At 60.9% G+C, this 25799-nt stretch carries 27 protein-coding genes and 3 pseudogenes; 10 read left to right on the top strand and 20 right to left on the bottom strand.

Annotated features, from left to right (window positions below; genetic code table 11):
• Positions 1–12: 12 nt before the first annotated feature.
• Positions 13–243 (bottom strand): hypothetical protein, encoded by a 231-nt coding sequence (locus ACYQ47_RS18555; RefSeq protein ID WP_459906372.1) that lies wholly within the window; start codon positions 241–243, stop codon positions 13–15.
• 93 nt (positions 244–336) lie between these two features.
• Between ACYQ47_RS18555 and ACYQ47_RS18550 the strand changes: the two genes are divergently transcribed.
• The 3 genes from ACYQ47_RS18550 (at position 337) to ACYQ47_RS18540 (ending at position 2133) form a co-directional block, all read left to right on the top strand.
• Positions 337–684 carry a universal stress protein gene (locus tag ACYQ47_RS18550; protein ID WP_459906371.1) on the top strand — a complete coding sequence of 116 codons (348 nt, stop codon included), beginning with the start codon at positions 337–339 and terminating at the stop codon, positions 682–684.
• Between the two features lie 122 nt (positions 685–806).
• Positions 807–1637 (top strand): potassium channel family protein, encoded by an 831-nt coding sequence (locus ACYQ47_RS18545; protein WP_459906370.1) that lies wholly within the window; start codon positions 807–809, stop codon positions 1635–1637.
• A gap of 193 nt (positions 1638–1830) precedes the next feature.
• Positions 1831–2133 carry a hypothetical protein gene (locus ACYQ47_RS18540; RefSeq protein WP_459906369.1) on the top strand — a complete coding sequence of 101 codons (303 nt, stop codon included), beginning with the start codon at positions 1831–1833 and terminating at the stop codon, positions 2131–2133.
• 113 nt (positions 2134–2246) lie between these two features.
• Here ACYQ47_RS18540 and fnr read toward each other — a convergent pair whose 3' ends face one another.
• The 6 genes from fnr to ACYQ47_RS18510 all read right to left on the bottom strand — a co-directional run bounded on the left by fnr (position 2247) and on the right by ACYQ47_RS18510 (position 7148).
• Complete coding sequence (gene fnr, locus ACYQ47_RS18535) at positions 2247–3035, bottom strand: fumarate/nitrate reduction transcriptional regulator Fnr (RefSeq protein WP_459906368.1); 789 nt, start codon at positions 3033–3035, stop codon at positions 2247–2249.
• Between the two features lie 190 nt (positions 3036–3225).
• On the bottom strand, positions 3226–3879 hold the full coding sequence (locus ACYQ47_RS18530) for a response regulator (protein ID WP_459906367.1): 654 nt from the start codon (positions 3877–3879) through the stop codon (positions 3226–3228).
• Entirely contained in the window at positions 3876–5171 is a 1296-nt protein-coding gene (locus tag ACYQ47_RS18525; protein WP_459906366.1) for a PAS domain-containing sensor histidine kinase, read from the bottom strand. Before ACYQ47_RS18525 ends, ACYQ47_RS18530 begins: the two co-directional genes overlap by 4 nt.
• A 257-nt stretch (positions 5172–5428) precedes the next feature.
• Positions 5429–5926, bottom strand: a complete 498-nt coding sequence (locus ACYQ47_RS18520) for a universal stress protein (protein WP_459906365.1) — start codon at positions 5924–5926, stop codon at positions 5429–5431.
• An 85-nt stretch (positions 5927–6011) separates the two neighbouring features.
• Positions 6012–6353 (bottom strand): ATP-binding protein, encoded by a 342-nt coding sequence (locus ACYQ47_RS18515; RefSeq protein WP_459906364.1) that lies wholly within the window; start codon positions 6351–6353, stop codon positions 6012–6014.
• Positions 6354–6413: 60 nt separating this feature from the next.
• Positions 6414–7148, bottom strand: coding sequence for an IS6 family transposase (locus tag ACYQ47_RS18510; RefSeq protein WP_459906363.1), 735 nt, complete (start codon positions 7146–7148; stop codon positions 6414–6416).
• Positions 7149–7336: 188 nt separating this feature from the next.
• On the opposite strand from ACYQ47_RS18510, the gene ACYQ47_RS18505 reads away from it, so the two are divergent.
• On the top strand, positions 7337–8692 hold the full coding sequence (locus tag ACYQ47_RS18505) for an MFS transporter (protein WP_459906362.1): 1356 nt from the start codon (positions 7337–7339) through the stop codon (positions 8690–8692).
• Positions 8693–8708: 16 nt separating this feature from the next.
• Positions 8709–9743, top strand: a complete 1035-nt coding sequence (locus ACYQ47_RS18500) for a Gfo/Idh/MocA family protein (protein WP_459906361.1) — start codon at positions 8709–8711, stop codon at positions 9741–9743.
• A 706-nt stretch (positions 9744–10449) separates the two neighbouring features.
• Here ACYQ47_RS18500 and ACYQ47_RS18495 read toward each other — a convergent pair.
• A pseudogene (locus ACYQ47_RS18495) lies at positions 10450–10752 on the bottom strand (integrase core domain-containing protein); the annotation flags it as partial.
• A 45-nt stretch (positions 10753–10797) separates the two neighbouring features.
• Between ACYQ47_RS18495 and ACYQ47_RS18490 the strand changes: the two are divergent.
• From ACYQ47_RS18490 to ACYQ47_RS18480, 3 genes and pseudogenes are all read left to right on the top strand, one after another.
• On the top strand, positions 10798–12195 hold the full coding sequence (locus ACYQ47_RS18490) for an IS30 family transposase (protein WP_459906360.1): 1398 nt from the start codon (positions 10798–10800) through the stop codon (positions 12193–12195).
• A 4-nt stretch (positions 12196–12199) separates the two neighbouring features.
• A pseudogene (locus ACYQ47_RS18485) lies at positions 12200–12496 on the top strand (integrase core domain-containing protein); the annotation flags it as partial.
• A gap of 190 nt (positions 12497–12686) precedes the next feature.
• Positions 12687–12773: pseudogene (locus ACYQ47_RS18480) on the top strand (integrase core domain-containing protein); the annotation flags it as partial.
• Positions 12774–13073: 300 nt separating this feature from the next.
• On the opposite strand, the gene ACYQ47_RS18475 reads toward ACYQ47_RS18480, so the two are convergent.
• From ACYQ47_RS18475 to ACYQ47_RS18445, 7 genes are read right to left on the bottom strand one after another with little or no spacing between them, the layout of a single operon-like run.
• Positions 13074–13739: a DUF1989 domain-containing protein gene (locus ACYQ47_RS18475; protein WP_459906359.1), complete on the bottom strand. Its 666-nt coding sequence runs from the start codon at positions 13737–13739 to the stop codon at positions 13074–13076.
• Positions 13736–14518, bottom strand: a complete 783-nt coding sequence (locus ACYQ47_RS18470) for an amino acid ABC transporter ATP-binding protein (protein ID WP_459906358.1) — start codon at positions 14516–14518, stop codon at positions 13736–13738. Before ACYQ47_RS18470 ends, ACYQ47_RS18475 begins: the two co-directional genes overlap by 4 nt.
• 6 nt (positions 14519–14524) lie before the next feature.
• Positions 14525–15205, bottom strand: coding sequence for an amino acid ABC transporter permease (locus ACYQ47_RS18465; protein ID WP_459906356.1), 681 nt, complete (start codon positions 15203–15205; stop codon positions 14525–14527).
• A gap of 1 nt (position 15206) precedes the next feature.
• On the bottom strand, positions 15207–15866 hold the full coding sequence (locus tag ACYQ47_RS18460) for an amino acid ABC transporter permease (protein ID WP_459906355.1): 660 nt from the start codon (positions 15864–15866) through the stop codon (positions 15207–15209).
• Positions 15867–15868: 2 nt separating this feature from the next.
• The gene (locus ACYQ47_RS18455; protein ID WP_459906354.1) at positions 15869–16504 is read right to left on the bottom strand and encodes an urea carboxylase-associated family protein; all 636 of its coding nucleotides are present in this window, start codon (positions 16502–16504) and stop codon (positions 15869–15871) included.
• A gap of 3 nt (positions 16505–16507) precedes the next feature.
• Positions 16508–17134: a DUF1989 domain-containing protein gene (locus ACYQ47_RS18450; protein WP_459906353.1), complete on the bottom strand. Its 627-nt coding sequence runs from the start codon at positions 17132–17134 to the stop codon at positions 16508–16510.
• Between the two features lie 11 nt (positions 17135–17145).
• A complete protein-coding gene (locus tag ACYQ47_RS18445) occupies positions 17146–17994 on the bottom strand; it encodes a transporter substrate-binding domain-containing protein (protein WP_459906352.1) in 849 nt (282 codons plus the stop codon).
• A 290-nt stretch (positions 17995–18284) separates the two neighbouring features.
• On the opposite strand from ACYQ47_RS18445, the gene ACYQ47_RS18440 reads away from it, so the two are divergent.
• The gene (locus ACYQ47_RS18440) at positions 18285–19166 is read left to right on the top strand and encodes a MurR/RpiR family transcriptional regulator (RefSeq protein WP_459906351.1); all 882 of its coding nucleotides are present in this window, start codon (positions 18285–18287) and stop codon (positions 19164–19166) included.
• Between the two features lie 343 nt (positions 19167–19509).
• Positions 19510–20427, top strand: a complete 918-nt coding sequence (locus ACYQ47_RS18435; protein WP_459906350.1) for a 2-hydroxyacid dehydrogenase — start codon at positions 19510–19512, stop codon at positions 20425–20427.
• 14 nt (positions 20428–20441) lie between these two features.
• On the opposite strand, the gene ACYQ47_RS18430 is transcribed toward ACYQ47_RS18435, so the two are convergent.
• From ACYQ47_RS18430 to ACYQ47_RS18410, 5 genes are read right to left on the bottom strand one after another with little or no spacing between them, the layout of a single operon-like run.
• Entirely contained in the window at positions 20442–21368 is a 927-nt protein-coding gene (locus ACYQ47_RS18430) for a LysR family transcriptional regulator (RefSeq protein WP_459906349.1), read from the bottom strand.
• 11 nt (positions 21369–21379) lie between these two features.
• The gene (locus tag ACYQ47_RS18425; RefSeq protein WP_459906348.1) at positions 21380–21886 is read right to left on the bottom strand and encodes a flavin reductase; all 507 of its coding nucleotides are present in this window, start codon (positions 21884–21886) and stop codon (positions 21380–21382) included.
• A complete protein-coding gene (locus ACYQ47_RS18420) occupies positions 21876–22601 on the bottom strand; it encodes a class II aldolase and adducin N-terminal domain-containing protein (protein WP_459906347.1) in 726 nt (241 codons plus the stop codon). The genes ACYQ47_RS18425 and ACYQ47_RS18420 overlap by 11 nt, the downstream gene beginning before the upstream one ends.
• Positions 22602–22649: 48 nt before the next feature.
• Entirely contained in the window at positions 22650–24434 is a 1785-nt protein-coding gene (locus ACYQ47_RS18415) for an ABC transporter permease subunit (RefSeq protein ID WP_459906346.1), read from the bottom strand.
• The gene (locus ACYQ47_RS18410; protein WP_459906345.1) at positions 24431–25771 is read right to left on the bottom strand and encodes an LLM class flavin-dependent oxidoreductase; all 1341 of its coding nucleotides are present in this window, start codon (positions 25769–25771) and stop codon (positions 24431–24433) included. Before ACYQ47_RS18410 ends, ACYQ47_RS18415 begins: the two co-directional genes overlap by 4 nt.
• Between the last annotated feature and the right edge of the window lie 28 nt (positions 25772–25799).

The raw sequence follows: 25799 nt of genomic DNA, 5'->3' as shown, positions 1-25799 counted from the left end.
AAATGTGGCGCGTTACGACGTGGTCATCATCGGTACGCCCGTGTGGTCCGGCACGGTCAGCGCGTCAGTGCGCGCGCGGGTGACGGGGTCAACCGGCGCAAGCGCATGTGGGCCTTCCTCTGCACGCGACGCGCGCGCTGCTCCCACGGCCTTCGCAGACACGAAGAAGCTCGTCGGCAAGCAGCCCATCGCGCGCTGCCCGATCACAGGCACGCTTCGCGCGGACGATGAGCGGCGCGTCATCGATACCTTTGTGGAGCAGATCGAGCGCAGACTCGCACGGATCGACAATCTGGAAATCAGTGATCTGAGCCTGCCGTCCAAAGGGGAGCTTTCATGTACCGGAAAATCATGGTTGCGCTCGACGGGAGCGATTCGCAGCGCGTGCTGGACGGAGCGGCGCACATCGCGAAGTGCTCGAACGCGCGGGTTCACATCGTCTCGTGCCGTACGCGGCGGCGCTCTCGTCCCAACGCATTTGCACGCTGCGGGCAAGCAATGCGAGATGCAACTGCTGGAAACGCAAAGCAGCGCGGATCCGGTTGCGCGATGCCTTCAGCGCTGCGCCGTGAAACGCACGGCCGCGCCGGATTTCGGCGGCCCGTGCAGGACAGCGTCGTGCAGGCGTTCTTGAGAAATTCGATATGCCCCTTGCTTCTGATCCGCTCACGTCCTCAGGCATGAGCTTTTGCACTTGGGAGAGTGCATGCCCTCATTGATAACTGATCGATCGCAAAGGGCGTGCGACGCTGTATTACGGGCCAGGGTACTTCAATCGGACCGCTTCGAAACCAAACTATCGCGACATGGGACACTGGGTGTGTGAAATGGGCGCGGGCGGCGTCGAAACGCACGATGCACCCGCCGCAATTCGCGCCTGGCATCTGATGCGCTGGCCGCTGTTCGCCGCACAGCTCCTTCTCGTGCCAGCGTTCTACCTCGAACTCATCGGGCCGTCCGTCGGGATGCTTTGGGCGCGCGGACTTGACATGTTCGCAGGCTTTGCATGCATCGGCGTGGTGGGCCGCATGCTCGCACTGACTAGGCATCGTGCGGCGTTTCTGCATCGCAACGCTCTGGACGCGGGCCTCGGGTTGGCCGCGCTACTGAGCGTGTTTGCAAGCGCCGCACCCTGGTCGGCGCCCGGATGGGTGCTGAGACTCCTGTTCATGGGCGCGCTCGCATTGCGCATCGTGCTCACACTGCGAGCGTTCTTCGTCCCGCATCGCCTGCTGATCTTGCTGTCGATCGCCGCGGTGCTCATTTTGCTTGCGGGCGGCGGCTTCTATTGCCTCGAGCCGCGCGTGCAGACGTATGCGGACGGTCTGTGGCTCGCCTTCGAAAGCAGCGCGGCCGTCGGCTACGGCGACATCGCCCCGACGACGCCGGCCTCGCGGGTCTTCGCCGTGTTCATCGTGCTGTTGGGTTACGGCATGCTTTCGTTCACCTTCGCTAGCATCGCGGCGCTGTTCATCGGCAACGAAGAAAAGCAGCTTCGGCGGGACATGCACATAGACATCAAGCGCCTTGAGACGGAAGTGGCGGGCATGCGGGAGGACCTGCGCATGCTGCGCGAACTGCTCTCTCGCGCCGACGCCGCCACGAGCTACGATGCAGCCAAACGCGCGCCCCGATGAGCCGGCGCGCCGGCGTCGCATTCCGATGAGTTAAATCAAACCCGGGGCGCCAACGCGCCGGTATCGTCGAAGCCTGATCGCACGCCGTCCTGGATAAGTCGACCGGTGACGCGCCGGATGTGAAGCATGCAGCGCCGTTAGGCGCCAGGTCCGCAGCGCATGCTCGAAACGTGAAAAATGGGAGAGAAAGACCATGGGCCTCGGAATGCAGATCGACTGTCTGGGCTTTGCCGGCGCCGATGAGGTAGAGCGAGAAGCCGGCGTTGGTCTGGTTCGGCTCGAACGGGTCGCAAAGGACATCGCCAACTGCCATTTGAGCATCGAGGCGCATCTCGACCAGTCCGGAATTTGCTTCTACGATGCCCGGCTCGATCTGGTGACGCGTGAATTCGACGTCGTCCCGGCCGGAAGGATCTCGAGTCCCGATTTGAGCGTGGCGATTCATCAGGTGTTCGAGCATGCCGTGCGCCTTCTTCGGCAGAGATGCAGCGCTTGAGCATGAAGCGATGTGGGTTGGCCCACCGGATGCGCAGAGCGGATACTGCCGGGCGCTCGCAAGAAGAGCGCTCCACGCGTGCGCCAGTCCCTCTCTTTAATCCCAGGCGGCGTTCAAACCCGCTCGAGCCCCTCGCGATCCAGAATCCGCACTTCCTTGCCTCGCGTGTCCACCACGCCAGCCTTATGCAGCTTTGAGAACATCCGGCTCACCGTTTCCAGCTTGAGGCCCAGATAACTGCCGATTTCCTCGCGCGTCATTCGGAGCACGAACTGCGCCGGCGAACAGCCGCGCGCTTTCATGCGCGACGAGAGATTAAGCAGGAACGCGGCGACGCGCTGTTCCGCCGACATCGTGCCGAGCAGCATCATGAGCCTGGATTCGCGCACGATTTCGCTGCTCATCAGACGGTGCACGTGATGCTGAATGGTCCTGACCTCGCGGCACAGCCGTTCGAGCAGATCGAACGGAATGACGCAAACCACGCTGTCCTCCAGTGCGATGGCGTCGCAGCTATGGTGCTCCGAACTCACGCCGTCGAGCCCGAGCGCGTCGCCCGCCAGGTGAAAGCCCGTGACTTGCCCGTTGCCGTCGCGATGCATGACGACGGTCTTGAAGCAGCCGCTGCGTACGGCATAGAGGCTGCCGAACGCGTCGCCGCATCGGTAGAGCGTTTCGCCACGCCGTACGGTCCGTGTCGCGCAGATGATCGCATCGAGCCGCTCGTATTCATCGCGCGAGAGCCCGCCCGGCAAGCAGATTCGCTGCGTCGAACAGGTCGAGCAGCGCACGCCGTTGCGTGTCGCGGCGGACCTGGAACTTTCCGCGATCTGGAAAGCGCGGCGCGGCGCGGGCGCTTCAGATCGAACGGCGATGGATCTGTGTTCGCTTTCGAGAAACATGCGAGGCTCCTGTCGAATTTAGGATTCGCGTACGAGCCGGATGTCGTGAGACCCGAAAGCTCGATGCGCGGCAGATAAATCCATGCCTCGATTATCAGCCGCGCTATCTCGAAATTAAATCGGCAGCGATGGAAAGGTCGGTAGGGATTTGGGAAGGCGTGTAGGGAAATCCTGACACGCAAGAAGCCGGTCAGACTTTGTTGTCTTCGTCGTCGAACAGCTTATGCTTGACTGCATAACGCACGAGCGCCGCTTCATGCGACATCTGCATTTTCTCGAGTAAGCGCGCCTTGTATGTGCTGATCGTCTTGGCGCTCACGCACAACGTCTCGCCCATCATATTGATGGACTCGCCCGCGCAAAGTCGCCGGAACACTTCGAATTCGCGGTCCGACAGGTGTTCATGCGGTAGAAGGTCGGCGCGCCCGCTCAGATTCTGCGCGAAGCGTTCAGCCATCGCGAGGCTCACGTACGCGCCGCCCGCGGCAACCTTGGTCACGGCAGAGACCAGTTCCGCGCTCGCGCTTTCCTTGGTGAGATAGCCGGATGCGCCTGCCTTGAACGCCCGCGTGGCGTATTGCTGCTCCGCGTGCATGGTGAGCACGAGAATGCGCAGGCCGGGCCTTTCCTCCTTGATCTGCCCGAGCAGATCGAGGCCGCTGCGGCCCGGCATCGACAGATCGAGGACCAGCACGTGCGCCGGCGTCGAACGAACGAGATCGAGCGTGCTGGCCGCGTCGCTCGCTTCGCCGGCGACCTCGAAGCCGCTCGCGTCGGCGAGAATATGGCGCAGTCCGTCGCGTACCAGCGTGTGGTCGTCAGCGAGCAGCACTTTTATCGTCATGGTTGCGATTCCTTTTCCCGTACGGCGTCGCGCGGCAGAACTACGGTCAGCACGAAGCCGCTTTCCGGCATCGAATCGATCTGGACGCGCCCGCCCAGCGCGTTGGCACGCTCGCGCACGCCCAGCAAGCCGAACGATTTCGCGTTCGCCGATGGCAAGGCCGAAGCGCCGATTCCATCGTCGCCCACGCGCAGCACGCAATTGTCGTGGTCGGCGCTGAGCGACAGATCGACGCGGCTTGCGTGCGCATGGCGAACGATATTCGTGAGCGCCTCTTCGGCGATGCGAAAAACAGCGGTCGCCGCGTCCGTATTGAACGCGAGATCGCCGGTGTCGAACTCGTGCCTGACCTCGATTCCGTGGCGCTGAATGAAATCCTCGACGAGCCAGTCGATGGCCGCCGGCAAACCGAGATCGTCGAGCATGACCGGCCGCTGATGCGCCGCGATGCGCCTGAGCGACGCGATATTGCAGTCGATCAGGCCAAGCATGCGCTGCATCTGGGCGGCGATGCCATCGTCGAACTCGCCCTGCGCGTCGAGCCGCGCCTTGAGCACGGACATTTCCATCTTCAATGCGCTGAGCGTCTGGCCGAGGTCGTCATGCAGTTCACGCGCGATCCGGCTCTTTTCCTGCTCGCGAATCTGCTGAAGATTCGCCGAAAGCGCGCGAAGTTCCTCGCGCGATTGCCTGAGGATGGCTTCTGCTTTCACGCGCTCGGTCACGTCGCGCAGGATGACGGTGAGCAGTTTGCCGTCATCGTCTTCGGTCTGCGATATCGATGCCTCGAGAGGAAACTCCTTGCCGTCGGCGCGCAGCCCGTGCAATACGCGGCTCCCGCCCATCTGGCGATCCGACACGCCTGTTCGTTCGAAAAGCCTGGCCTGGCGCTCATGCCCCGCGCGATAACGCTCGGGGATCAGGCGAGACAGCGGCGCGCCTATCGCGTCGCTCGGATTGCAGCGGAAGACCTTCTCCGCCATCGGATTGAACATCACGATGCGCTGCGTCGAATCGACCGTGATAATGGCCTCCGTGGTGGAGCGGAGGATACCCTCCAGCCGCTTCTGGCCAAGAACGGCCCGGTCGGCCGAGGCGCGCGCGGTGCGCTGCGCGCCGAAAAGCAGGATCGATGCGGCCAGCAGCAGGGCCGATGTCACCGCGCCCGCCCACAACCAGAACTGCGCGAGTCCGCTGAGCGCACAAGCGGACAACAGGCGTTGAAGTCCGGTCGACCATGCGGCAAGCAAAGCCGCCCCGGCCAATGCCGCCAGCGCGATCCCATGGCGCAAACCGGTGCGCCAGCCGGGCGAACCGTTTATGAGTGTGGAGGGTCGGCGTTCGTTTCTGCTCATAGGACCGGATGACGACCACCGATAGTCTGCGGATGCACGTGGGCTGACCCCACGGGAACGAAGGTTTAAACAATTATCACCGATCCTCCAAGCCGCGCAAGCGGGCTGCATTCGCTGTGCCGAGGCGGGCGAGGCCCATTCGAACCGCGTGACGTGTTCAGAGCGTGCAGTCGCGCGCGAGATTTGTGCGACGCTCAACCGGCTGACCGCGCTGCCGGCTTCCTGGGCTTCGCCTGAGCTTCGGCTTCGCGTCCCGGCACGAGGATGACCGGGCAGCGCGCCAGTCGCATGAACCGATCCGCGACGCTGCCGAGCGCGAGACGTCGCCAGCCGCGCCGGCCATGCGTCCCCATCACGACGAGGTCCGCGCCGAATTCCTCCGCGCAAGTCTCGATGCGCTGGGCGATGTCGTCACCCGTAAGCTCGACTTCGCTGATGCGCGGCGTTCCTTTCACACCTTCCCGGCTCATGCGCTCGGTGGCTTGTGCGATGAGGCGTCGGCCCTCTTCGAGAAGCGCGTCGTGCATGTCGGAGTAGAAAGCGGCGGTGGTGTCGTAGGCGAGGGGCTGCGGATCAACGACATAGAGCGGCTGGAGTATCGCGTCGTTGGCTCGCGCGACTTTCAGGGCTTCGTCGAAAGCATGCGAGGAGGTGGTGCTGCCGTCGATCGGCGCGAGAATATGGGCGTACATGGCGAATTTCCTCGAAGAGGATTGAACTTGCTGCAAGCCAAGTCTACGGATGTCCGGGCGTCCGTCCTTGATTCAAATCAAGCGATCATACGGCGAGACTCGCTACATGGTCTGTTGACTTGGCTCCAAGGCGCGTGGCGCGACTCTCGTTAGAGTCGATCTGCGGAATCCGCCCGGAAGATTCTTGCCGAAGCGGATTGCTCCGTGTCAGCGCCGGCATGCGCGCGTCGGAGCGATCGGCTACCGCAACGAACGCGCTCATCGGAATCTCGACGTCGATTCGAAAGCCATCGCCCGGTGCGCCGCGAAATGTGACGACACCGTTCATTTGGCGTACACGTTCGCCCATGCCGAGCAGGCCGAATGTATTGGCGGCTCGGGCCGCGTTGGGCTGCGCGCCGCGTCCGTCGTCCTTGATGGACAGCATGCAGCGCGGCATTGTCAGGTTACCGAGAATGCGGCGGCACGACGGCAGGGGTGACGACTATCAGAAAGCGGTCGTCGGATTTTGGGCAAGTTCGGCGAGTTCGCGCCATGCAACAAAGCGGGCTGCGAGTTGCTTGCGATAGAGTGAAGCACGCAGCAGATGCCGCTTGAGCGCGAAATGTTGCCGGATCGGTCCGAAGCACGAGAGAAATTCCTGTGTGCTTTTAGGATCGCGAAAGCCGCGCATGCGTCGCTCGCGTTCGCGCGTCGGTTGGTGGCTGTTCTCGGCGCGGTTGTTCAGTCGAGCTGCAGCTTTGACGAATACGTGCTTCACCTTCGCAAGTTCCGGGATCTCGGCTTTTGCCGCCGCATAGCTGCGCAACTGATCGGTGACGATCTTGCGCGGCACTGGGTTGGAGCGCAGCACACGCTTGAAGAAGCGTTTGGCGGCGGCCTTGTCTCGCCGCTCTTGCACCAGGATGTCGAGTTCGGCGCCATGCTCGTCCACCGCACGCCACAACAGGTACGGCTCTCCACGTAGCGTGACGAACATCTCGTCGAGGTGCCATGTGCTACCTGGTTTGCGTCGCGCTGCTTTCACCCGGTGGGCAAAGCCCTTGCCAAATTTATCGCACCAGCATCGGATCGTCTCGTAAGTCACGATCACACCGCGCTCATAGAGCAACTCCTCAATGTCGCGCAGGCTCAACTGGAAGCGGAAATACCAACGCACGGCGCAACTGATGACTTCGGCCGGAAAACGGTGACCGCGATAGAGCGATTTTGAGTTCTTCATCACGCCATCTTACGTGACCGGCTCTCCAACCTGACAACGTCGTAAGCACGGCTATGCCGGCTTGCTAGCACTCGAGATCGACTATCTGCATCCCGCCTACGAAGACGACGAAAAGGCTATCGCCGACAGCATCGAATACATGCGCGGACTGCTTTAAGCATGCCGCATCCGAAATACTAGGAGACAACATGAGCGCCCCTGCCAAACAACTGAATGTCCAGGAATTCCTGGATTCAAGGCCGTTCGCCGGCTTCCAATGGAAAATTCTTTTTTTGGGCCTCGTGGTCCTGGTTCTTGATGGCTTTGACGTGGTCTCGATGGGCTTTATCGCTCCCGCACTGATCGCCGACTGGAAAATCAGCCGTGCCGCGCTTGGACCGGTGCTCAGCATGGGCCTGTTCGGCCTCGCAATTGGCGCGCTGACCGGCGGGCCGCTGGCGGACCGTTTCGGTCGTCGCAAAGTCATCATCGGCGCCGTCATTTTCTTTGGCGTGATGAGTCTTGCATCCGCATGGTCGCCTAACATCGAAGTGCTCTCCGTCTTGCGCTTTCTGACCGGGCTCGGCCTGGGCGCATCGCAACCAAACGCCGCGACGCTGGCATCCGAATATGCTCCGAAGAAGCATCGATCGGTGATGGTGACAGTGATTTACTGCGGGTTCACGCTGGGCGCAGCGGGGGGTGGCTTTCTCTCCAGCTACCTGATTCCGACTCACGGCTGGCATTCGATTTTGGTGGTGGGCGGTATCGTCCCGCTCCTGTTCGCAGTGATGCTGTTTTTCGTTCTGCCGGAATCCGCAAAATTCCTCGCCGTGAAGCACGAAGGTCGTACGGCACTCGCGAAAATCATCAACACAATCCAGCCCGGCACGGTGGACGCCTTCACCGAACTCACAACGGCCGAACGCGAACAAGCAGGCAAGAGCGCAATCCGACTCATCGTGTCGAAGCCGCATACCACCGTCACGCTGGCCCTTTGGGTCGGGCTGTTCATGAACCTGATGACGGTCTACTTCCTTAATAGCTGGCTACCAATCATCGTCAAGGACAACAATTTCTCGCTCGCCGACGCGGCGCTGGTGGGCGCGATGATGCAGGTTGGCGGAACGCTCGGCAATATCGTCATCGGTTGGGAAATGGATCGCTTCAAAGCGCACAAGGTTATGATCGCGACGCTGCTTGCAGCACTCATCTTCACAATCGCCATCTCGCAGCTGAACGTCGGCCTCGCCGGTCTCATTGCTCTTGTTTTCCTGCTCGGCTATTGCACAAACTCGACGAACACTGGCTGGACTGCAATGGCTGCGAGCTACTATCCCACTGAAATGCGTGCTACCGGCACCAGCTGGATGACGGGCATCGGCCGCTTCGGTGCGATCTCCGGCGCATCGATCGGCGCCGTGCTGCTGAGCTTCAAATGGAACTTTGGTCAGCTCTTTCTTTTCCTGACGGCCCCTATCGCAATTGCCATCGTCGCAGCTTATGTGCAGGGCCGAGTCCGTAGCAACGCGGCACCCGTGCTGCGCAATGCAACCACGCATTGACCCGAGGAGAGCATCGATGTCTGTATCACGAGTGGGTCTTATCGGCGCGGGCGCAATAGGGCGCGCGCATCTGGGCGGCGCGGCCCAAGCCAAAGGAGTCGAGATCGTTGGAATCGCAGACCCGAACGTCGCTGCGATGGCGCTGGCCGATGAATTCTCGATACCGTGGTTCGCCGACCATCGAGCACTTGTCGACCAGATGAAGCTCGACGGTGCCATCGTCGCAACGCCGAACGCCTTGCATGTGCCGATGTCGCTGGAGCTGATTAACGCGGGCATCGCCGTGCTCGTCGAGAAGCCAATCGCCGATACAGTCGATCAAGCACTTCGCTTGGCGAAGGCTGCAGCCGATGCGTACGTACCCTTGCTCGTGGGTCATCATCGGCGACATAACCCGATCGTCCGGACGGCCTGCTCGTTGATTCAGGAGGGGAAGCTGGGTAGGCTGGTTTCCGCGTCTGCGCTCGCTACCTTCCTCAAACCGGACGCCTACTTCAACGAAGCATGGCGCCGGACGACAGCGGCCGGACCGGTGCTGATCAACCTCATCCACGAGATCGACTTATTGCGCTTCGTTTGCGGCGAGATCGCGAGCCTGCAAGCCATTACGTCCAATGCGGTTCGCGGTTTCGAAGTTGAGGATACGGCTGCTATTATCATTCAGCTAAAGAACGGCGCGGTCGCGACGATTACCTTGTCCGATACGGCAGTCTCACCTTGGAGTTGGGACACGTCTTCCGGTGAAAACGCTTCGTTTGCGAAAAATTCCATTGAGAGTCACTTCCTGTCTGGGACCGATGCCTCGCTGGCGCTGCCCACGTTGCGGATGTGGCACTACACGGGCGATCGAGGGTGGTTCCACCCGCTCGCGATTGGGAAAGTGGACTACGCTGCCGCAGACCCCTATGTTGAGCAGATGCGCCACTTCGGATCGGTCATTCGGAAAGAGGAAGCGCCGCTCTGCGATGCGTTTGACGCTGCCAAAACGCTTGAAATCACTGCATCCGTTCGACAGGCCGCTCAGTCCGGAGAAGCCGTTCGCTTTAGCTGACCGCTGGAACAATATCTCGAACTAACGCGGTTTCGCGAAAAGGACTGCTTTATCGTCGGAAGCAGTCGTAGCTGTGAAAGAAGGTTCTAGAGCCGCTTCTGGGTGGCTTTATGCCTTTTGCATGAGAGATCGCGCCCGTCGCGACCGCCGGGCTTGCACATCGGGCGCTAGCCGGCCACCTAGCGCCATTCGGCATCGCTGGGGCGGCGTCATTCAGACGACCGATTCGCCCTGCAAGCAGTCTGAGAGATTACGTGCAAAACTCAGAGTCTGCTGACAGTTAGGTGTGCTTACTTAAACGGCCGATACCGTTGCTGCTCCGCTGACATCGGCGCCGCTATCTCCTAGGAGGCGTGCTTCGGTGGGCCTCACTGGATAGCACAAACCGCAGAGCGAATTCCTGATTGTCGTTAGTCTAAGTAGGGCAATAAAATACCGCTGACAAAAAAAAGCGACAAGAGGTAATTATTGTGCAATTTATCGCCAACGGTCCTGACATACCGAATGCGCTCTTGCAGGCACACGAGGAGGGGCGAGTAGTATTTTTTGCGGTGCAGGTATTTCTTACCCCGCCGGCCTGCCAGGCTTCAAGGGGCTGGTGGAAGAGATTTACCGGTTGAACGGCACGCTGCTCTCGGACATCGAACGCGAGTCCTTCGGCAAGGGGTGAAGCGCACCTGGAATTTCGGAGACGTTTTTGCTGGAGTTACGCTGCCATCGGCATTCCAGCGATTCGTTCATAGTAGCGGGCTTCCGCTTCGGCCGGTGGGATGTTGCCGATCGGCTCAAGCAGGCGTCGGTGATTAAACCAGTCCATCCATTCAAGCGTGGCGAGTTCAACCGCCTGCACGTTACGCCATGGTCCGCGACGATGAATAACTTCTGCCTTGTAAAGGCCGTTGATCGTTTCGGCGAGTGCGTTGTCGTATGAATCTCCGACGCTGCCGACTGACGGTTCGATTCCTGCTTCGGCTAGACGCTCCGTATACCGAATTGAAACGTATTGGGCGGATTCAACCGGTCGTCGCAACACCTTTAATCGAGGAGGTGTTGCATGGTCCGATGTGCAAAGCAAGTGTATCGGTTGACCGGTAGAGGAGCGATGTACTCGCCGGGCGCGCCATCACTTGGAAACGAGATCGAGCGTCGCTTTTGGCAACATATTGCGACAGGCATTACAAGCGAGAAGGCAGCGGAGGCGGTAGGCGCATCTCAAGCAGTGGGCTCGCGCTGGTTCCGCTATCGTGGCGGCATGCCACTATTCATGTCAAAACCTATCGCTGGTCGATACTTGTCGTTTCCTGAGCGAGAAGAGATAGCATTGCTCTCTGTTCAAGGCCTTAGAGTGCGCGAAATCGCTCGGCGTATCGGACGCAGTCCATCAACCGTTTCGCGAGAACTCACGCGCAATGCAGCAACACGCAGTGGGTATCTCGAGTATCGCGCCTCTGTTGCGCAGTGGAAGGCGGATCGATTCGCCAAACGACCGAAGCCAGCGAAGCTGGCAACTCATGAACAACTGCGTCAATATGTACAGGAACGCCTGGAAGGCAAAGTTCATGACGCTGATGGCCGTGTGATTACTGGGCCTAGGCAGGCACCGTTTAAGGGTCGAAATAAGCCCCATCGCGGCGATCGAACATGGGTCAATGGCTGGTCACCTGAACAAATTGCCAATCGGTTGCAGGTTGATTTCCCGGATGATGAATCGATGCGTATTTCCCACGAAGCCATTTATCAAGCGCTTTATATTCAAGGGCGCGGCGCACTCAAGCGCGAGCTGGTGGGCTGCCTGCGCACGGGGCGCGCGTTGCGCGTTCCTCGAGCAAGAGCGCGTGCTAAGGCGTGGGCGCATGTCAGTGAGCAGGTGATGATCTCTAGTCGGCCTGCAGAGGCGGAAGATCGTGCGGTGCCAGGCCATTGGGAAGGCGACCTCCTCATCGGTCTGAATCGATCGGCCATCAGGACGCTGGTGGAAAGGTCGAGCCGCTTTACGATGCTTGTGCATTTACCTCGAGAGAAAGGCTACGGGTTGATACCTTGCACGAAGAACGGGCCTGCGCTAGCCGGCTACGGGGCCGTCACGATGGCCAACGCACTTAAGAAGACTGTGACTGACTTGCCCGCTGAGTTATGGCGGTCATTGACATGGGATCGTGGCAAGGAGCTTTCCGATCATGCCCGCTTCACTATCGAGTCTGGCGTGAAAGTATTCTTCGCCGACCCGCAAAGCCCATGGCAGCGCGGTACAAATGAGAACACCAATGGCCTTCTACGACAATACTTTCCAAAAGGTACAGACCTGTCCCGATGGAACGCTCGGGAGATCCAAGCCGTTGCTGATACGTTGAACTCAAGGCCGCGGAAAACTCTTGGATGGAAAACGCCTGCGGAAGCCCTAAACGAGTACCTGAAATTTATTCAACAATCCGGTGTTGCGACGACCGGTTGAATCCGCCCAATACGTTTCCATTCGGTACACGGACAATCTAGCCGAAGCGGGGATCGAACCGTCAGTCGCCAGCGTGGGCAATTCGTACGATAACGCGCTTGCCTAAACAATCAACGGCCTTTACAAAGCGGAAGTTATTCGTCGTCGTGGCCCATGGCGCAACGTGCAGACGGTCGAACTCGCGACGTTCGAATGGGTTGACTGGTTTAACCACCGACGCCTGCTTGAACCTACCGGCAACATCCCGCCGTCCGAAGCAGAAGCCCGTTACTATGAGCAACTCGCTGGGGGGCCGATGGCAGCACAACGCCAGCGAAACCGTCTCCGAGATTCCCGGTGCGCTTCAATAGGTCGTTGCCGGGTCTGCGGGTCAAGCAGGTGCTTGAAGGGTTACGCGAGATGCGCGGCTTGCCTGCTTCCATCACGGTGGACGACGGTCGGGAGTTCGCTGGTAAGGTGCTGGATGCGTGGGCTTATGAGGTGGTGTCACGCTGTCGTCCATCGGGCCCGGCAGGCCCGTGGAAAACGCCTACATCGAGAGTTCTAACGGGCGATTCCGCGACGAATGCCTGAACGAGCACTGGTCCTTTCCATGCGCCATTCCAGGCATTGGATTGAGGAGTGGGCGAGTGGTTTGCTGCCTAAACCAGCCGCTTACGCGCTTGCGGCGCGATTCCCAGCTGTCTATCCACTTTCCGTTGTCGTCGTACTTGCCGCAAATGAAGACGACGGTCTCGGGATTGAGCATGCGCGTCATCAGTGCGAAAAAGTCGTCGCTGGTCTGCACGGCCGCCGCGCCCAGACGCGGATCGTTAGGTTGACGCCGCGCCTTACGAACGCGGGGGCATCGGGATCGATAGTCGGGTGTGCCATTTAAGTTAAGCCTCGGGTACCCAGGTCTGGGTACCAGGAAGATCGGAATGATAGTCATCGAGCACGACGATATCAACCGGCTTGGGCGTGTTGTCGCCCTGTCCCTGAATTTTGACGATATCCTGCGGGCACGCCGAAAAAGCGACAAAGCAATCCATCTCCGCGCGCAGCGTAATGGACTCGCCGGGCTGGGTCACCGTCGGCAAGGTATGCAGCGTAATGCCGTCCGGCTGCACGCGAATGTTCATAAAAATATTGAACGATGCGAGGTTCGCGCGCGGCGGCGTCACGCCAAGTTGGAACATGCCTTCAAACATGTTGTCGCAGCAGTTGCGGTGATAGCCGCGCACGCCGAGCAGTTCATAACGCTTGCGGTCGCAGGCGGCCATGAAGGTGTCGTGTACGCCAGGCGTCGTGTCTTCGACTACGGTCAGAATCGGATGACGCTGGTTCGTGACGAAGCTGTCGCCGACAGTCGGATTGAGCCGCTGGTTCCAGACGCGCGTCGTCTCCATGCACATGTATTCGGTGAGATCGTAGGCGTTCCAGGCCCAGCAATCGACGACCTGCGTGCCATGCGTATTGACCACGCGCACGGCCTGGCCTGCTTGAAGACGGACAGCCTTGCCATGCCCGGCGGGCACGGTAATGGGCGAAAGAGAAGATGTCATGAGCGGGGCTCTTGCGGTGTGAAGCGGTGAAGAAACTGGCGCAGACGCGCCGACGAAGGGTGATCGATGACCTGCGCGGGCGGTCCCATCTCAATGACCTTGCCGCCGTCCATGAAGACCACGCGATCGGCCACATCGCGCGCAAAGCCGATTTCATGCGTGACGACGATCATCGTCGTCCGCGTACCGGCGAGGCCGCGCATCACGGCGAGCACTTCGCCGACGAGTTCGGGATCGAGCGCGCTGGTGGGTTCATCGAAGAGAATGACTTCAGGGGCCATGGCAAGCGTGCGCGCAATACCGACGCGCTGCTGCTGACCGCCCGACAGACTTGCGGGCATGGCCGTGTGCTTGCCGGACAGGCCGACCTGCCGCAGCGCTTCCACGGCAAGGTCGCTGGCTTCTAGCCGCGTCATGCGCTTGACTGAGAGAAGGCCTTCCATCACGTTCTCCAGCACGCTCATGTGCGGCCAGAGATTGAAGCTCTGAAACACCATGCCGATGCGACTGCGCTGCGCGCGAATTTCGCGCTCGGGGCGCGGCCTGGAATTGTCTCGAAGGCCGATTCGTTCTCCGCCCATCCAGACTTCGCCCGCATCGGGCGGCGAAAGCCAGTTTAGGCAGCGCAGTAGCGTGGACTTGCCGGAGCCGGACGGGCCGAGAATGCAGACGACTTCGCCGCGCGCGACATCGAGCGTAACGCCGTCCAGAATGCGTTGCGTACCAAACGACTTGACGATGTTGCGAACGCTTAGTGCAGGGGCTGCGTTGAGATCCATGATTGATTACCGTCCGGGCGCGACGCCGATGGCATGAGCACGCGCGATCCGCCGTTCCCACGTGCGGGTCGCATGATTGAGCGCGGCGGTCGTCGCCCAGTAGACCAGCGCGACGATGAAATACACTTCGAGAGGCGCATAGGTTTCAGAGACGACGCCTTTCGCGGCGAACATGAACTCGTGCACCGAAATGACCGACAGCAGCGCGGAATCCTTGAACAGGCCGATCATGAGCCCGGTCATCGTCGGCAACAGCAAGGGCAGCGCTTGCGGCGCGACGATGCGGCGTGCGATCGCCAGCGGTGACATGCCGATGGCCGCGCCTGCTTCGACCGTTCCCTTCGGCACGGCATCGATGGCGGCCTGGATCACCTGCGCGATGTAGGGCGCGTAGTAGATCGCCAGCATCAGGATGCCGACCACGGGTGCGGGAAGCAGCACGCCGAAGTCGGGTAGGACGTAGAACGCGACGTAGAGCAGCACGAGCAAGGGCGACGCGAGCGTCAGCGCGATATACGTGTCGATCAACACGACGAGCGCACGCGGACCACGCCGCCTGCCCACCGCCAATACGGTGCCGAGCGCACAGGAAAGCAGACTGCTCAACACGCAAAGCCAGATCGTATCGATGAAGCCGTGCAGCAGATCGGGCACGTAGGCAGCGAGCACACCGAGATCGAATTTCATCTCATGCGTCTCGCACCGCTGTGTGCGTCCATCGCACGCGACTGCCGAGCCAGATCGCCGGCAGCACGACCGCGAGATAGCCGACGCTCACCAGCATCATGATCTGCGTCGACGTATAGATGCGCGCAATCACCATTTGCCCCGCATATGTCAATTCCGTGACCGCGACGACGGACGCGAGTGGCGTCGTTTTCAGCAGAATCGTGAATTCGTTGACAAGTGCGGGCACGCTCGCCTTCAGCATCTGCGGAAGCGCGATTCTCAGCGCGATCCGCCATGGCGCCATGCCGATGGCGATCGCCGCTTCGATCTGCCCGCGCGTCACCACGCGCATGCTGCCGCGAAGAATCTCCGCCGTGTACGCGCCGCTGTTGAGCGCCAGCGTGACCGCGGCGGCGAGCATGGGACGTCCGCCCAGGCCGAGGATCGGCAGCGCGAAAAACACCATGAACAGCTGCACCAGCGATGGTGTGCCCCGCATGAAGCTGATGTATAAGCGCGCGAGCCATCGCAGCGGCGCGATACGCGTCAGTTGCATGGCGAGCGCGAGGTGCCCGCACGCCAGACTTCCCGCCGCGCCGAGTACCGTCAGCTCCACGGTGAGCAGCCAGCCGTCCAGCAACGACGGCACGCTGCCGATGACCTGAGGGTCGAGCCACATGCTTACAGCTCGATCAGTTCTTCGGCGGCGGCGAGTTCCAACATTCCTGGCGTATCGTTGCCCGGAATGCCGGTGCAGCACGCCGACACGATGAAAGTCAGGTCCGCCGTCACGCGGCACGCGACGAAATCCCCAGCGCGCGTGGCGTTGCCTCGTGGTTCGATCCGGCCGTCCTGATGCAGATCGACATGCATGAAAAGGTTGATGGGATCGGGCACCTTGGGCGGCATTAGACCTTCTTCCGCGATGACCTTCGATACTGATTCGACGCAGCCCGTCTGGCCCGCATAACCGTGCTGTTCGAGAAACTCAGTCGTCGAGGCAGGGAGCAGGAGATCATGACGTCCAATGCTGTCCTTGCCGAGCACCATCAGCGCGCGACGCCGGTTGCTGACGATGCGCATGCCGGCATGCAATATGTAGGAGTTGCTGAACACGCGCGTGTGATGCACGGACATGTAGATGTCGGGGTTTGTGCGGCTGAACGCGAACATCGCGGCGGTCGCGCCCGCTTCCTTGGCCTCGATGCGTAGAATCTGGCCCGCCTTCACATCGATGGCGCGCGTATCGCCCGCCGGCACGATCACGCGCGTGGGCGGCAGCGGTTCGCGAATAGCAGTGTCTTTGAGTAACAGCATGGCTTAAGACGCGGAAGAAAGAGTCGCGTTCAAAGCGTAGACCGAGATATCGATGTCGGTCACGCGCAGGCCGTTGCCGGGAATGATGTCCTGCGGGCAGGACGACACCGCGCACAGCAGGTCGTCGAGCACTTCGAACGTAATGTGGTCGCCGGCCTTGCTGGTCGGGTCGGTCACCTGCATGCGGCGGTCGGGTGTGACCGGGCCGTTCTGGAACAGGTTGAACGGCTCGGGCACATCGAACGGCGAGAGACCATGCAGCGCCAGTCCCGAATGCATGTTGTCAAGACAGTTGCGATGCCCAGTCACATTGAAGTCGACGGTAAAGCGCGTGTCGTCGCAGGCGGGCACGTTCGCATCATGCACGCCGACCGTGTCTTCGACCACGCGCAACAGCGGACGCCCGAGCGACGAATACAGCGCATCGCCAAGATTGAAGAACAGGGACTGCAAATTGCGGCGCGTGTGAGTGGGCGAGAGCTTTTCGCTCTTGTCGGCGGCGGCCACTGCGACAAAGTCGGCGGCTTGCTGTCCTTCCACATCTGTAATGGTCAGAAACTGGCCCGCCTTTACTTCGAAGGTGCGGCCATGACCGGCCTTCACGGTCAGGGCGTAAATAACTTCATTCATGCTGTTGCGCCTTATTGTGCGGGAATGAAATCGGACGATGGCGTATCGAAGGTCACGCCAAGGTGTTGCTTTTGCAGGCGCCCAAGTTCGCCACTATTCTTCATCGCAAGAATCTCGTCGCTGATGGCCTTATTCAGACGCGTGTCTTCGGGGCGCGTAGCAAGGGAAATCCATTGCGATGGTCCGAGTTCGCCTGTCAGCTTCATTTTGCTCGGGTTCTGCTTAATGACGCCTGCAAGCACGGTGAGGTCGTCGAACACGAAATCGGCGCGGCGCGTCATGAGGGCGGCAACGGTTTGATCCACGCTATCCACGCTCAGGATGGTGATAGGCGCGAGATTCTTGGTCTTCAGCGTTTCGTTGAACTGCTTGAGGATTGTTTCCGGGGCGCTGCCAGACTTGACCGCGCCCGTCAGGCCCGCGAGCGATTCGAGCTCCGGCTTCGAAGGTATCTTTGTGTAGTCCGCGCGCACCAATGCGCCATTGACGGTCTTACTAGTCGGTACCACGTAGGCGATGCGCTTTGCGCGTTCCGCCGTCACATTGAGCGCGGAGCCTTCCAGATCAAACGAATGCGACAGAAGACCGGGAATGATGCCGCTGAAGGCCATGCGCTGATACTCAATCTTCACCCCCAGGCGCTTGGCCACTGCGTCGAGAATTGCGGGGTCGTATCCGACGATGTTGTTCTTGGCGTCAGTGTACTCGTACGGTGCGAACGTCGGGTCAATGGCGACGATCATCTTGCCGCGGCTCTTGATGTCGTCAAGTGTGTCGGCGTGTGACGTAGTGGAATGGAGCAGTGCGGCGGCGGGAAGCAGTGCGGCGAGCGCAAGACGGGAAAGGCGCGGCAAGGACATCGGGTGACTCCGTGGAGGGTTCATGAGTAGTCGACACTGCATGTAAGGCATGATCCGTACCAGTTTCGTCTTGAAACACTAATTGCAGATTTTTATCTAGAGAAACGTGTGATTCTTAAAGGTTAAAGCAGAAACAGGAGTTCCCGAAACCAAATGCGCTGTGACAGAATGACCCCGACTGCCAGTGGCTAGCGACGCACGACGTCCGTGCAAGACGCATTCAGAGCACTAGTCTGGTGCCAGTGCGCACCGGCAAGCGTCACTTCTTAACCCGAACTCAGCGACTATTCATGGTTTCCTCACAGGCGAAGAAGAACAAGCGTCCCGCATCGATTGAAAGCCGGATCGCGGAGAGCTACGATCAGTTGTCGGAGATCGATCAGCGACTTGCGGATGTCATCTTGAGCGCGCCGGGGCAACTAGCCATGCAGACGGCGACCAAACTCGCCGCCAGCGCGCAGGTGTCGAAAGCCACGGCCACGCGCTTCTTCCAGAAGCTGGGCTACGCGTCCTATGACGACGCGCGCGAAACCGCGAAGGCCGCGTTGATGGGCGGCTCGCCGCTATACATGCAGGAGCGGGGCAGGAAGGCGGCGGAAAGTGGTCTCGACGAAGTCGTTGAAGCACACCTGAAGCATGAAGTCATGAATCTCGTCAGCACGTATCGTTCGCTGGATAGGCAGATGCTGGCTGATGCGGTGAGTGGAATTGCGAGCGCGAGGCGCGTCGTCATCATCGGCTATCGGCACGGTCACACCATCGCAACGATGATCCGACGAGAACTCGTGCAGGTGCGCACGGACGTATCTGTGCTGCCAGCGCCCGGCGATACGCTGGCGGAGTACATCAGCGATCTTGGGGCTAAGGATCTCGCGATCGTGGTGGGCCTGCGGCGGCGCGTGCCGGCTGTCGAACTGGCGATGGCGGCACTAGCAGAAGCGGGCGTGAACACGCTCTATCTTTCGGACGTGATCGCGGGAAAGCCCGCGCGTCTCGCCCGTTGGGTGATCCGTTGCCATACGGACGGCATGATGCTGTTCGACAGCGTGGTGGGCATCGCCTCGCTCGTCAATTTAATCAGCTCGCTGGTAGCGGAACGTTTGCGCGATCGTGGAAGCGCGCATCTGCAACGCGTCGAGGTGCTCCATCAACAGTTGCAGGAGCTTGAGTAAGGTCCGTCTCTTCGTCGAGTACGACGTCCTTTTGGGCACCGGTGGAAGGGGCCGATATTACGACAATCGAAGGGCTCGACCCGCAAGGGCAGCATCGCTTGCTCAGGCCAATTCGGATGCATCTGGTGCAAGCTGTGCACCCTTCGCGAAGATGAAGCATCCTAACCGCGCTGCTTCTCGTCGCTATCACGCAGTACGCCTGCTTCGCGCGTTCATAGAAGGCAAAGCGTTCCTCAGCACGGTTGCATAGCTGTGCCGTATGTCTTGCATGCAGAAATAATGATTTTTGACGTCGTTTATGGCCGGTTAGCGTACAGGCATCGAGCATTCACCACTGACCGGCATGACAGGAATCGTCTTCACCGATGAAGCCGCGCATCACTACGCGCAAGCCATCCGCAACGTCGCACCCGACATCCCGCTCTGGTCGCTCGACGACGCGAAGGCGCCCGATGCGGATGTCGCCATCAGCTGGCTGCCGCCGCATGGCGCCTATGGTGCGCTGCCGAAGCTGCGGCTCATTCACAGCATCGGTGCGGGCGTGAATCACATCATCGCGGAGACGTCGGACGCGCATGTGCCGGTGTGCCGCATCGTCGATCCCGAGCAAGCGCGCATTATGGCTCAATATGTGCTGTGGGGCGTGCTGCATTTTCATCGCGGTTTCGACCGGCTGATGCGCGCGCAGCAAGAACAACGCTGGCTCAAATTCGAGCACCCGTCAGCCGGGCGCACGACGGTCGGCATCATGGGCATGGGCGTGATGGGGCAGACGGTGGCGAGTGCTATCGCGCGGCTCGGCTTCGATGTACGCGGATGGTCGCGCACGGGCCGCGAGCTCGGCGGCATCCGCATTCATGGCGAGGACGAACTGGACCGCTTTCTCGACGGTCTAGACATGCTCATTTGCCTGTTGCCGCTGACGGATGCCACACAAGGCATTCTGTCGACCAACCTGTTTTCGCGCATGAATCGCGGCGCGCGCCTCATTCATGTTGGACGAGGCGATCATCTCGTCACACGCGATCTCCACGCGGCGCTCGATGAAGGGCAACTCGGCGGCGCACTGATCGACGTGTTCCCGCTCGAACCCTTGCCGTCCACCGATCCGCTCTGGACCCGCGACAAGGTAATCCTCACGCCGCATATCGCCGCGATCTCCAGCAGCGAAACCGTTGCCACGCAGATTCTCTGGAACGTGCGTTCATTGCGCGCCGGCGCTCGGCTCAACAACGTCATCGAGCGTGCGCGCGGGTATTGACCATCGAGCCGCGCTCAAGCGTCGAAGTGCAGACGGCGAATGTAGTTCTCGCAGAACGAGACAAAGCGGTTCACCACCTGTCGCGACTTCATCTTCTTCGATTGCGCGATGCCGAGCGTCGTGGCGCTAAGATTGTCCTTGAAGCGTTTGATGACGAAGTCTTCGCCATCCACCGTGCGGCTCGATTTGAGCGGAAAATTGAGGATGCTGTAACCAAGGCCGTTCGCGACCATCCCGCGCACTACTTCGGGCTGCGATGAACGGAACGCCGGCACGGGGCGCTCGCCTACGGCGTCGAACAAGGCGGCGAAATACTCGCGGCTGTGCGGCAGGTCGAGCATCACGTAAGGCTCGTGGTGCAGGTCGGCGAGCGAGACCTTGCGTGCGCGGGCCAAGCGGTGCGTTCTTGGCAGGATCACATAGGGCGGCAGCGAGAGCAGCGGCGTGAAGCCGATATCCTCGGTCAAATCGAGGCTGTAGGTGAGCACGATGTCGAGCGAGCCGTCCTGCAGGCGTGTCATCAGCCCATCCTGATGCGCCTCGAGCGTGCGAAACGAAATGTTCGCATGCTCGCTCGCGAACCGGCTGATGAGCCCCGGCATGAGCGGCGGCGCAAGCGAGGTAAGGCAGCCCAGCGCAATGGAACCGGTCATGCCGCCATCCAGCTCCTTCGCGGATGTCTGCAATTCCTCCGCTATCTTTAGCAGGTTGCGCGCTTGCCCAAGCAGATCGCGTCCGGCCTGCGTGAGCGTCAGACCGCTCGCATGATGCCGGATAAAAAGCTGAACGCCGAAGTTGCCTTCGAGGTCCGTCATCGCGGTGGACACGGACGGTTGCGAGATATGCAGTCGGCGTGCGGCGGCGGTGAAGGACAGCATTTCCGCCGTCACCACGAAATACCGCAGTTGCCGCAGTGAGTAGTGCAGCGATTGCATCTCCATGCCGATGTGCCTCAGCCGCGAAGGATCTTGTGATATCTGCGGTCGTAGTAGATCAGCACGCCCGGATGTTCGTTGCTCGTGATCTCGCTGACTTCGCAGATGAGAATGTCATGCGTGCCCACCGCCGTGCGGTCCACCACGCGGCAATCGATCGATGCGCTCGCGTGGACGAGATGAGGCGGCCTGCCATCGCGCTCGATCCACGCACCGTGTGCGAAGCGCTCCGCCATTGTGCCTTTCTTCGAGAAGCCCGCCGAAACATCGTGCTGATCCGCACTCAGCGTATTAATGCAGATGCGCGCGTTCGCCGTCACGGCGTCATACGCTGACGAGGTCCGGTTGATGCACACCAGCACGCTCGGCGGTGTATCGGTCACGCTGCAAACGGCCGATGCCGTGAAGCCGGCGCGCCCGCCGGGACCATCGGTCGTGATGACGTGCACGGCGGCGCCGAGTTGCGCCATGGCATCGCGGAAGGTCTGCAGCGTGACTTCGTTCGAGTTCATGTCAGTCAGCATAGGAAGGGTCTTCCTTGTCGAGGATGCGCTTCATCTCCTCGAAATGCGCAATCGAAAAGTCGGTGATGCCTTCCCAGTCGCGCGCGGTCTTTTCCGCGACTTCGGCGGAGAGCACGTTAAGCGGCCGGCCGGTCGCATAGGCCACGCTCAGGATCTGGCAGGCGCGCTCCAGCGTGTACATGTCGTCGAACGCTTCGCCGATGGTCGGCGCGGCTACCATCACACCGTGATTGCCCATCATGAGACGCGATTTGTCGCCGAGCGCGGCCACCAGACGTGCGCCTTCGGCAACGGTGTCCGCCATGCCGCCGAAATCCTTGTCGAGTGCGACGCGGTTGAAATAGCGCGCCGTGTTCTGCTCGATCGGCTTGATCTCCGGATCGGCGAGGCAGGCGATGGCGGTCGCATAGACCGGATGCAGATGCAACGCCACGCGGATATGCGGCGCGCGGCGATGAATTTGTCCGTGAATGGCCCAGGCCGTTGCATCGATATCTTTGCGGCCCGCGAGGTCTTCGCCTTCGTCAGCGTCGAGCAGAAGCAAATCGCTTGCGCGAATGCGGGAGAAGTGCACCCATTTCGGGTTCATCAGAAACTTGGCGCCGTCGGGCGAGACCGCCGCACTGAAATGATTGGCCACGGCCTCGTGCATGCCCAGTTTTGCGAAGCATCGAAACGCGGCCGCGAGATCGACGCGAAGCTGGCGTTCATCCATTTCCAAGACTCTTTACGTTGTGTTGAGAAAAAGGCCCGCAATCGACGATTACGCGGCGGTCGCGCTCTTGCCGCGTGGTTGCACGACCTGAAGCACGAGAAACAGCAGTGTGACGACGCACAACACAACGGTGGAAGCCGCCGCGAGCGCCGGTGTCACCTGCAGCAGAATGTCGTTCCATAGCTGCTTGGGCAGCGTCGTCTTGACGCCGCCCCCGATGAACAGCGCCACCGTCAGCTCCTCGAACGACGTCAGAAAGCCGATAACGAAGCCTGCGATCAACCCGTTCTTCACAGACGGCAGCGTGATGCGCCGAAGCACTTGGCGACGATTCGCACCCAGCGTGCCGGCTGCGTGATCGAGCGCCCAGTCGTGACCGCGGAACGTGCTCAGAAGGATGACGAACACGATCGGCATGGCGATTACCACATGGCCGATGATGATGCCGAGGTTCGTCGCCACCAGCCCCATGTGCGCGCATAGGTAAAACAACGCGATAGCCGTCACGATGCTTGGCACGATCATCGGCAACAAGAACAGCAGGAACAGCGCGCTAGTCGCGCGGGACTTCGAACGCGCAATGCCGAGCGCCGCGAAGGTTGCGATCACCGCCGTGACGAACGCCGCGACCAGGCCGATGCCGAACGAGCGCACCGTCGCGCCGATCCACAGCGACGATGTGAAATACGTATCGAACCAGCGCAGGCTGAAACCCTTCGGCGGGAACGAAAGGAACGTGTCGGCGGTGAATGCCATCGGCACGATCGCCACGATGGGAAACAGCAGCAGGGCAATCAGCACGCACGAATAGACCGCGAGCGGACTTACGCGCACCGCACGCCGCACATGGCGGTCCCATGGCACGACCACGCGTGAGCACGCCAGTCCCAGCCCGTTGACGAGCGCATTGCCGAGACGCCGCATATGACGATGATGCGCGGGCTTCACGGCGTCGCGGTCCTCGGCGAGCGAGGCCATGCCGAAAACGAGGTTATAGAGGAAGCAACTGATGAGCGCCGACAGCACGAGCACCACCGCGAGCGCGCTGCCAAGCTGCCAGTTCTGCAACTCATTGATCTGCACGATGATGAGTTGCCCGAGCATCATTTCGCGCGGCGAGCCGAGCAGTGTCGGTGTGATGAAGAAGCCCAGCGCGCCGATGAACACGAGCAGGCCCGCCGCCGCCACGCCGCGCATCGACGAGACGAAGAAGATTCGCCAGAACACCTGCGCGCGGTCGCCGCCGAGCGTGGCCGCCGCCAGCGAGGTGCGGCGGTCGAACTGGTTCATCACCGGCAGCATCGTGACGACGGCGAGCGGCAGGAGCGTATGCGCCATCGCAAAGACGACGGCGGCGCGGTTGAAGAGCAACTGGTCGCCTCCTGCGATGCCGAGCATCCGCATGGCATCCGCCACGATGCCGTTGCGTCCCAGCAGCACGAGCCAAGCGAAGTTCTTGACCAGCGTGCTGGTCCAGAACGCGAGCAGCACGAGCAGCGCCACCGTTTGCTGCGTGCGTTTCGACAAACCTGACAGCCAGTAGGCGAGGGGATAGCCGAGCACGAGGCAATACGCCGTGGTTTGCAGCGCAATGGAGAACGTCGTCAGCAACACGCGCTGGTACACGCTCGGTCCGAAGAAGCGCGTGAACGCGGAGAACGACAGCGTGCCGGTGCCGTTCTGCATCACGGAAAGCGCGAGCAGGCGCAGCGACGGCACGATCAGGAACGCGAGCAGAAACACCACACCCGGCGTGGTAAGCCATAACGATCCCGGCCTCAGGCGTCTGCGCGGCGTTGCAATCTGTGCCGTGCTTGCGGTGGCGATGTTCATTGCGTTTCCCGCGCGTGGCGATTCACTGGCCGCGAAAGGCCGAGGTTGTCGCGCAGTGTGCGGCCGGTGTATTCGCTGCGATAACGGCCGCGACGTTGCAGTTCCGGCACGACATGCGTGACGAAATCCGACATGTCGTTCGGCAACACGTGGAAGGCGAGCATGAAACCATCGGCGGCGCGCGTGTCGATCCATTCCTCCATATGATCGGCGATGACCTGCGGCGTGCCGCACAAGGTGACCTTGCCGCGCTCGTAGCTCGTGTAGAGCTGACGCAAGGTGAGCTTTTGCTCGCGGATCATCGTGGCGATCTGGTTGAAGTAGGCCTGATGGAAATTGGCCTTTTGCGGAATCAGATGTTCCGGGATGGGTTCGTCGAGCGGCAGCTTCGACACGTCGAGTTCTAGGTCCGCGCCCAGACGCATGCGGCCTACATCGGGGTGGATCAGGCTTTGCAGCTCGGCGTATTTGTCTTGCGCTTCCGCATCGCTGCCGCCCACGACCACCGACAGGCCCGCGAGAATTTTCATGTCGTCGGGCGAGCGGCCGAAGGCGGGCATGCGGCCTTTCACATCGGCGTAGAAGCGTTGCGACTTTTCCAGCGTCGGGTCCGAGGCAAACACGACCTCGGCCGTTTCCGCCGCGAAGGATTTTCCATCTTCCGACGAACCCGCCTGAATGACCACGGGCCGGCCTTGCGGCGTGCGCTCGATGTTCAATGCGCCATACACTGTGAAGTACTTACCCTGATGGTCCGTGACGTGCATCTTCTCTGGCTCGAAGACCTTGCACGCTTCTTTGTCGTTCACAAAGGCATCGTCTTCCCATGTATCCCACAGTTTCGACACGACATCGAAGAACTCGCGTGCGCGGGCATAGCGCTGATCGTGCGGTGGCAGCTTGTCCAGACCGAAATTGCGCGCGGCGAAATCGTTCGCGGACGTGACCACGTTCCAGCCCGCGCGGCCATGCGAAAGATGATCGAGCGATGCAAAGAGCCGCGCGATGTTGTACGGCTCGTAGAAGCTCGTCGATGCCGTCGCGCCCAGCCCGATATGCTGCGTCGATCCCGCCAGCGCACTGAGCAACGTGATCGGTTCGAAGCAGTTCATGAAGTGCGGGTAGCGCGCATAGGCGTTGAGCTTTTCCGTGCGCGCGGCAGGCGTGTCGGCGATGAAGAACAGGTCCATCAGACCGGATTCGGCGAGCTGCGCGAGGCTACGGTAATAGTTGATGTCGGTCGTCGCGCCGCGTGGCGCGGTGGATTTGAGCCACGATGCCGGATGCGATCCCGTGGCGTGCACGAGCACGCCAAGTGCTATGTGTTGGTCAGCCATGATGGCGGCGTCTCCCTGGTGTAATGGA

Source organism: Caballeronia sp. HLA56, from assembly GCF_054655155.1.
This window is presented reverse-complemented; position numbering and strand designations above follow the sequence as displayed.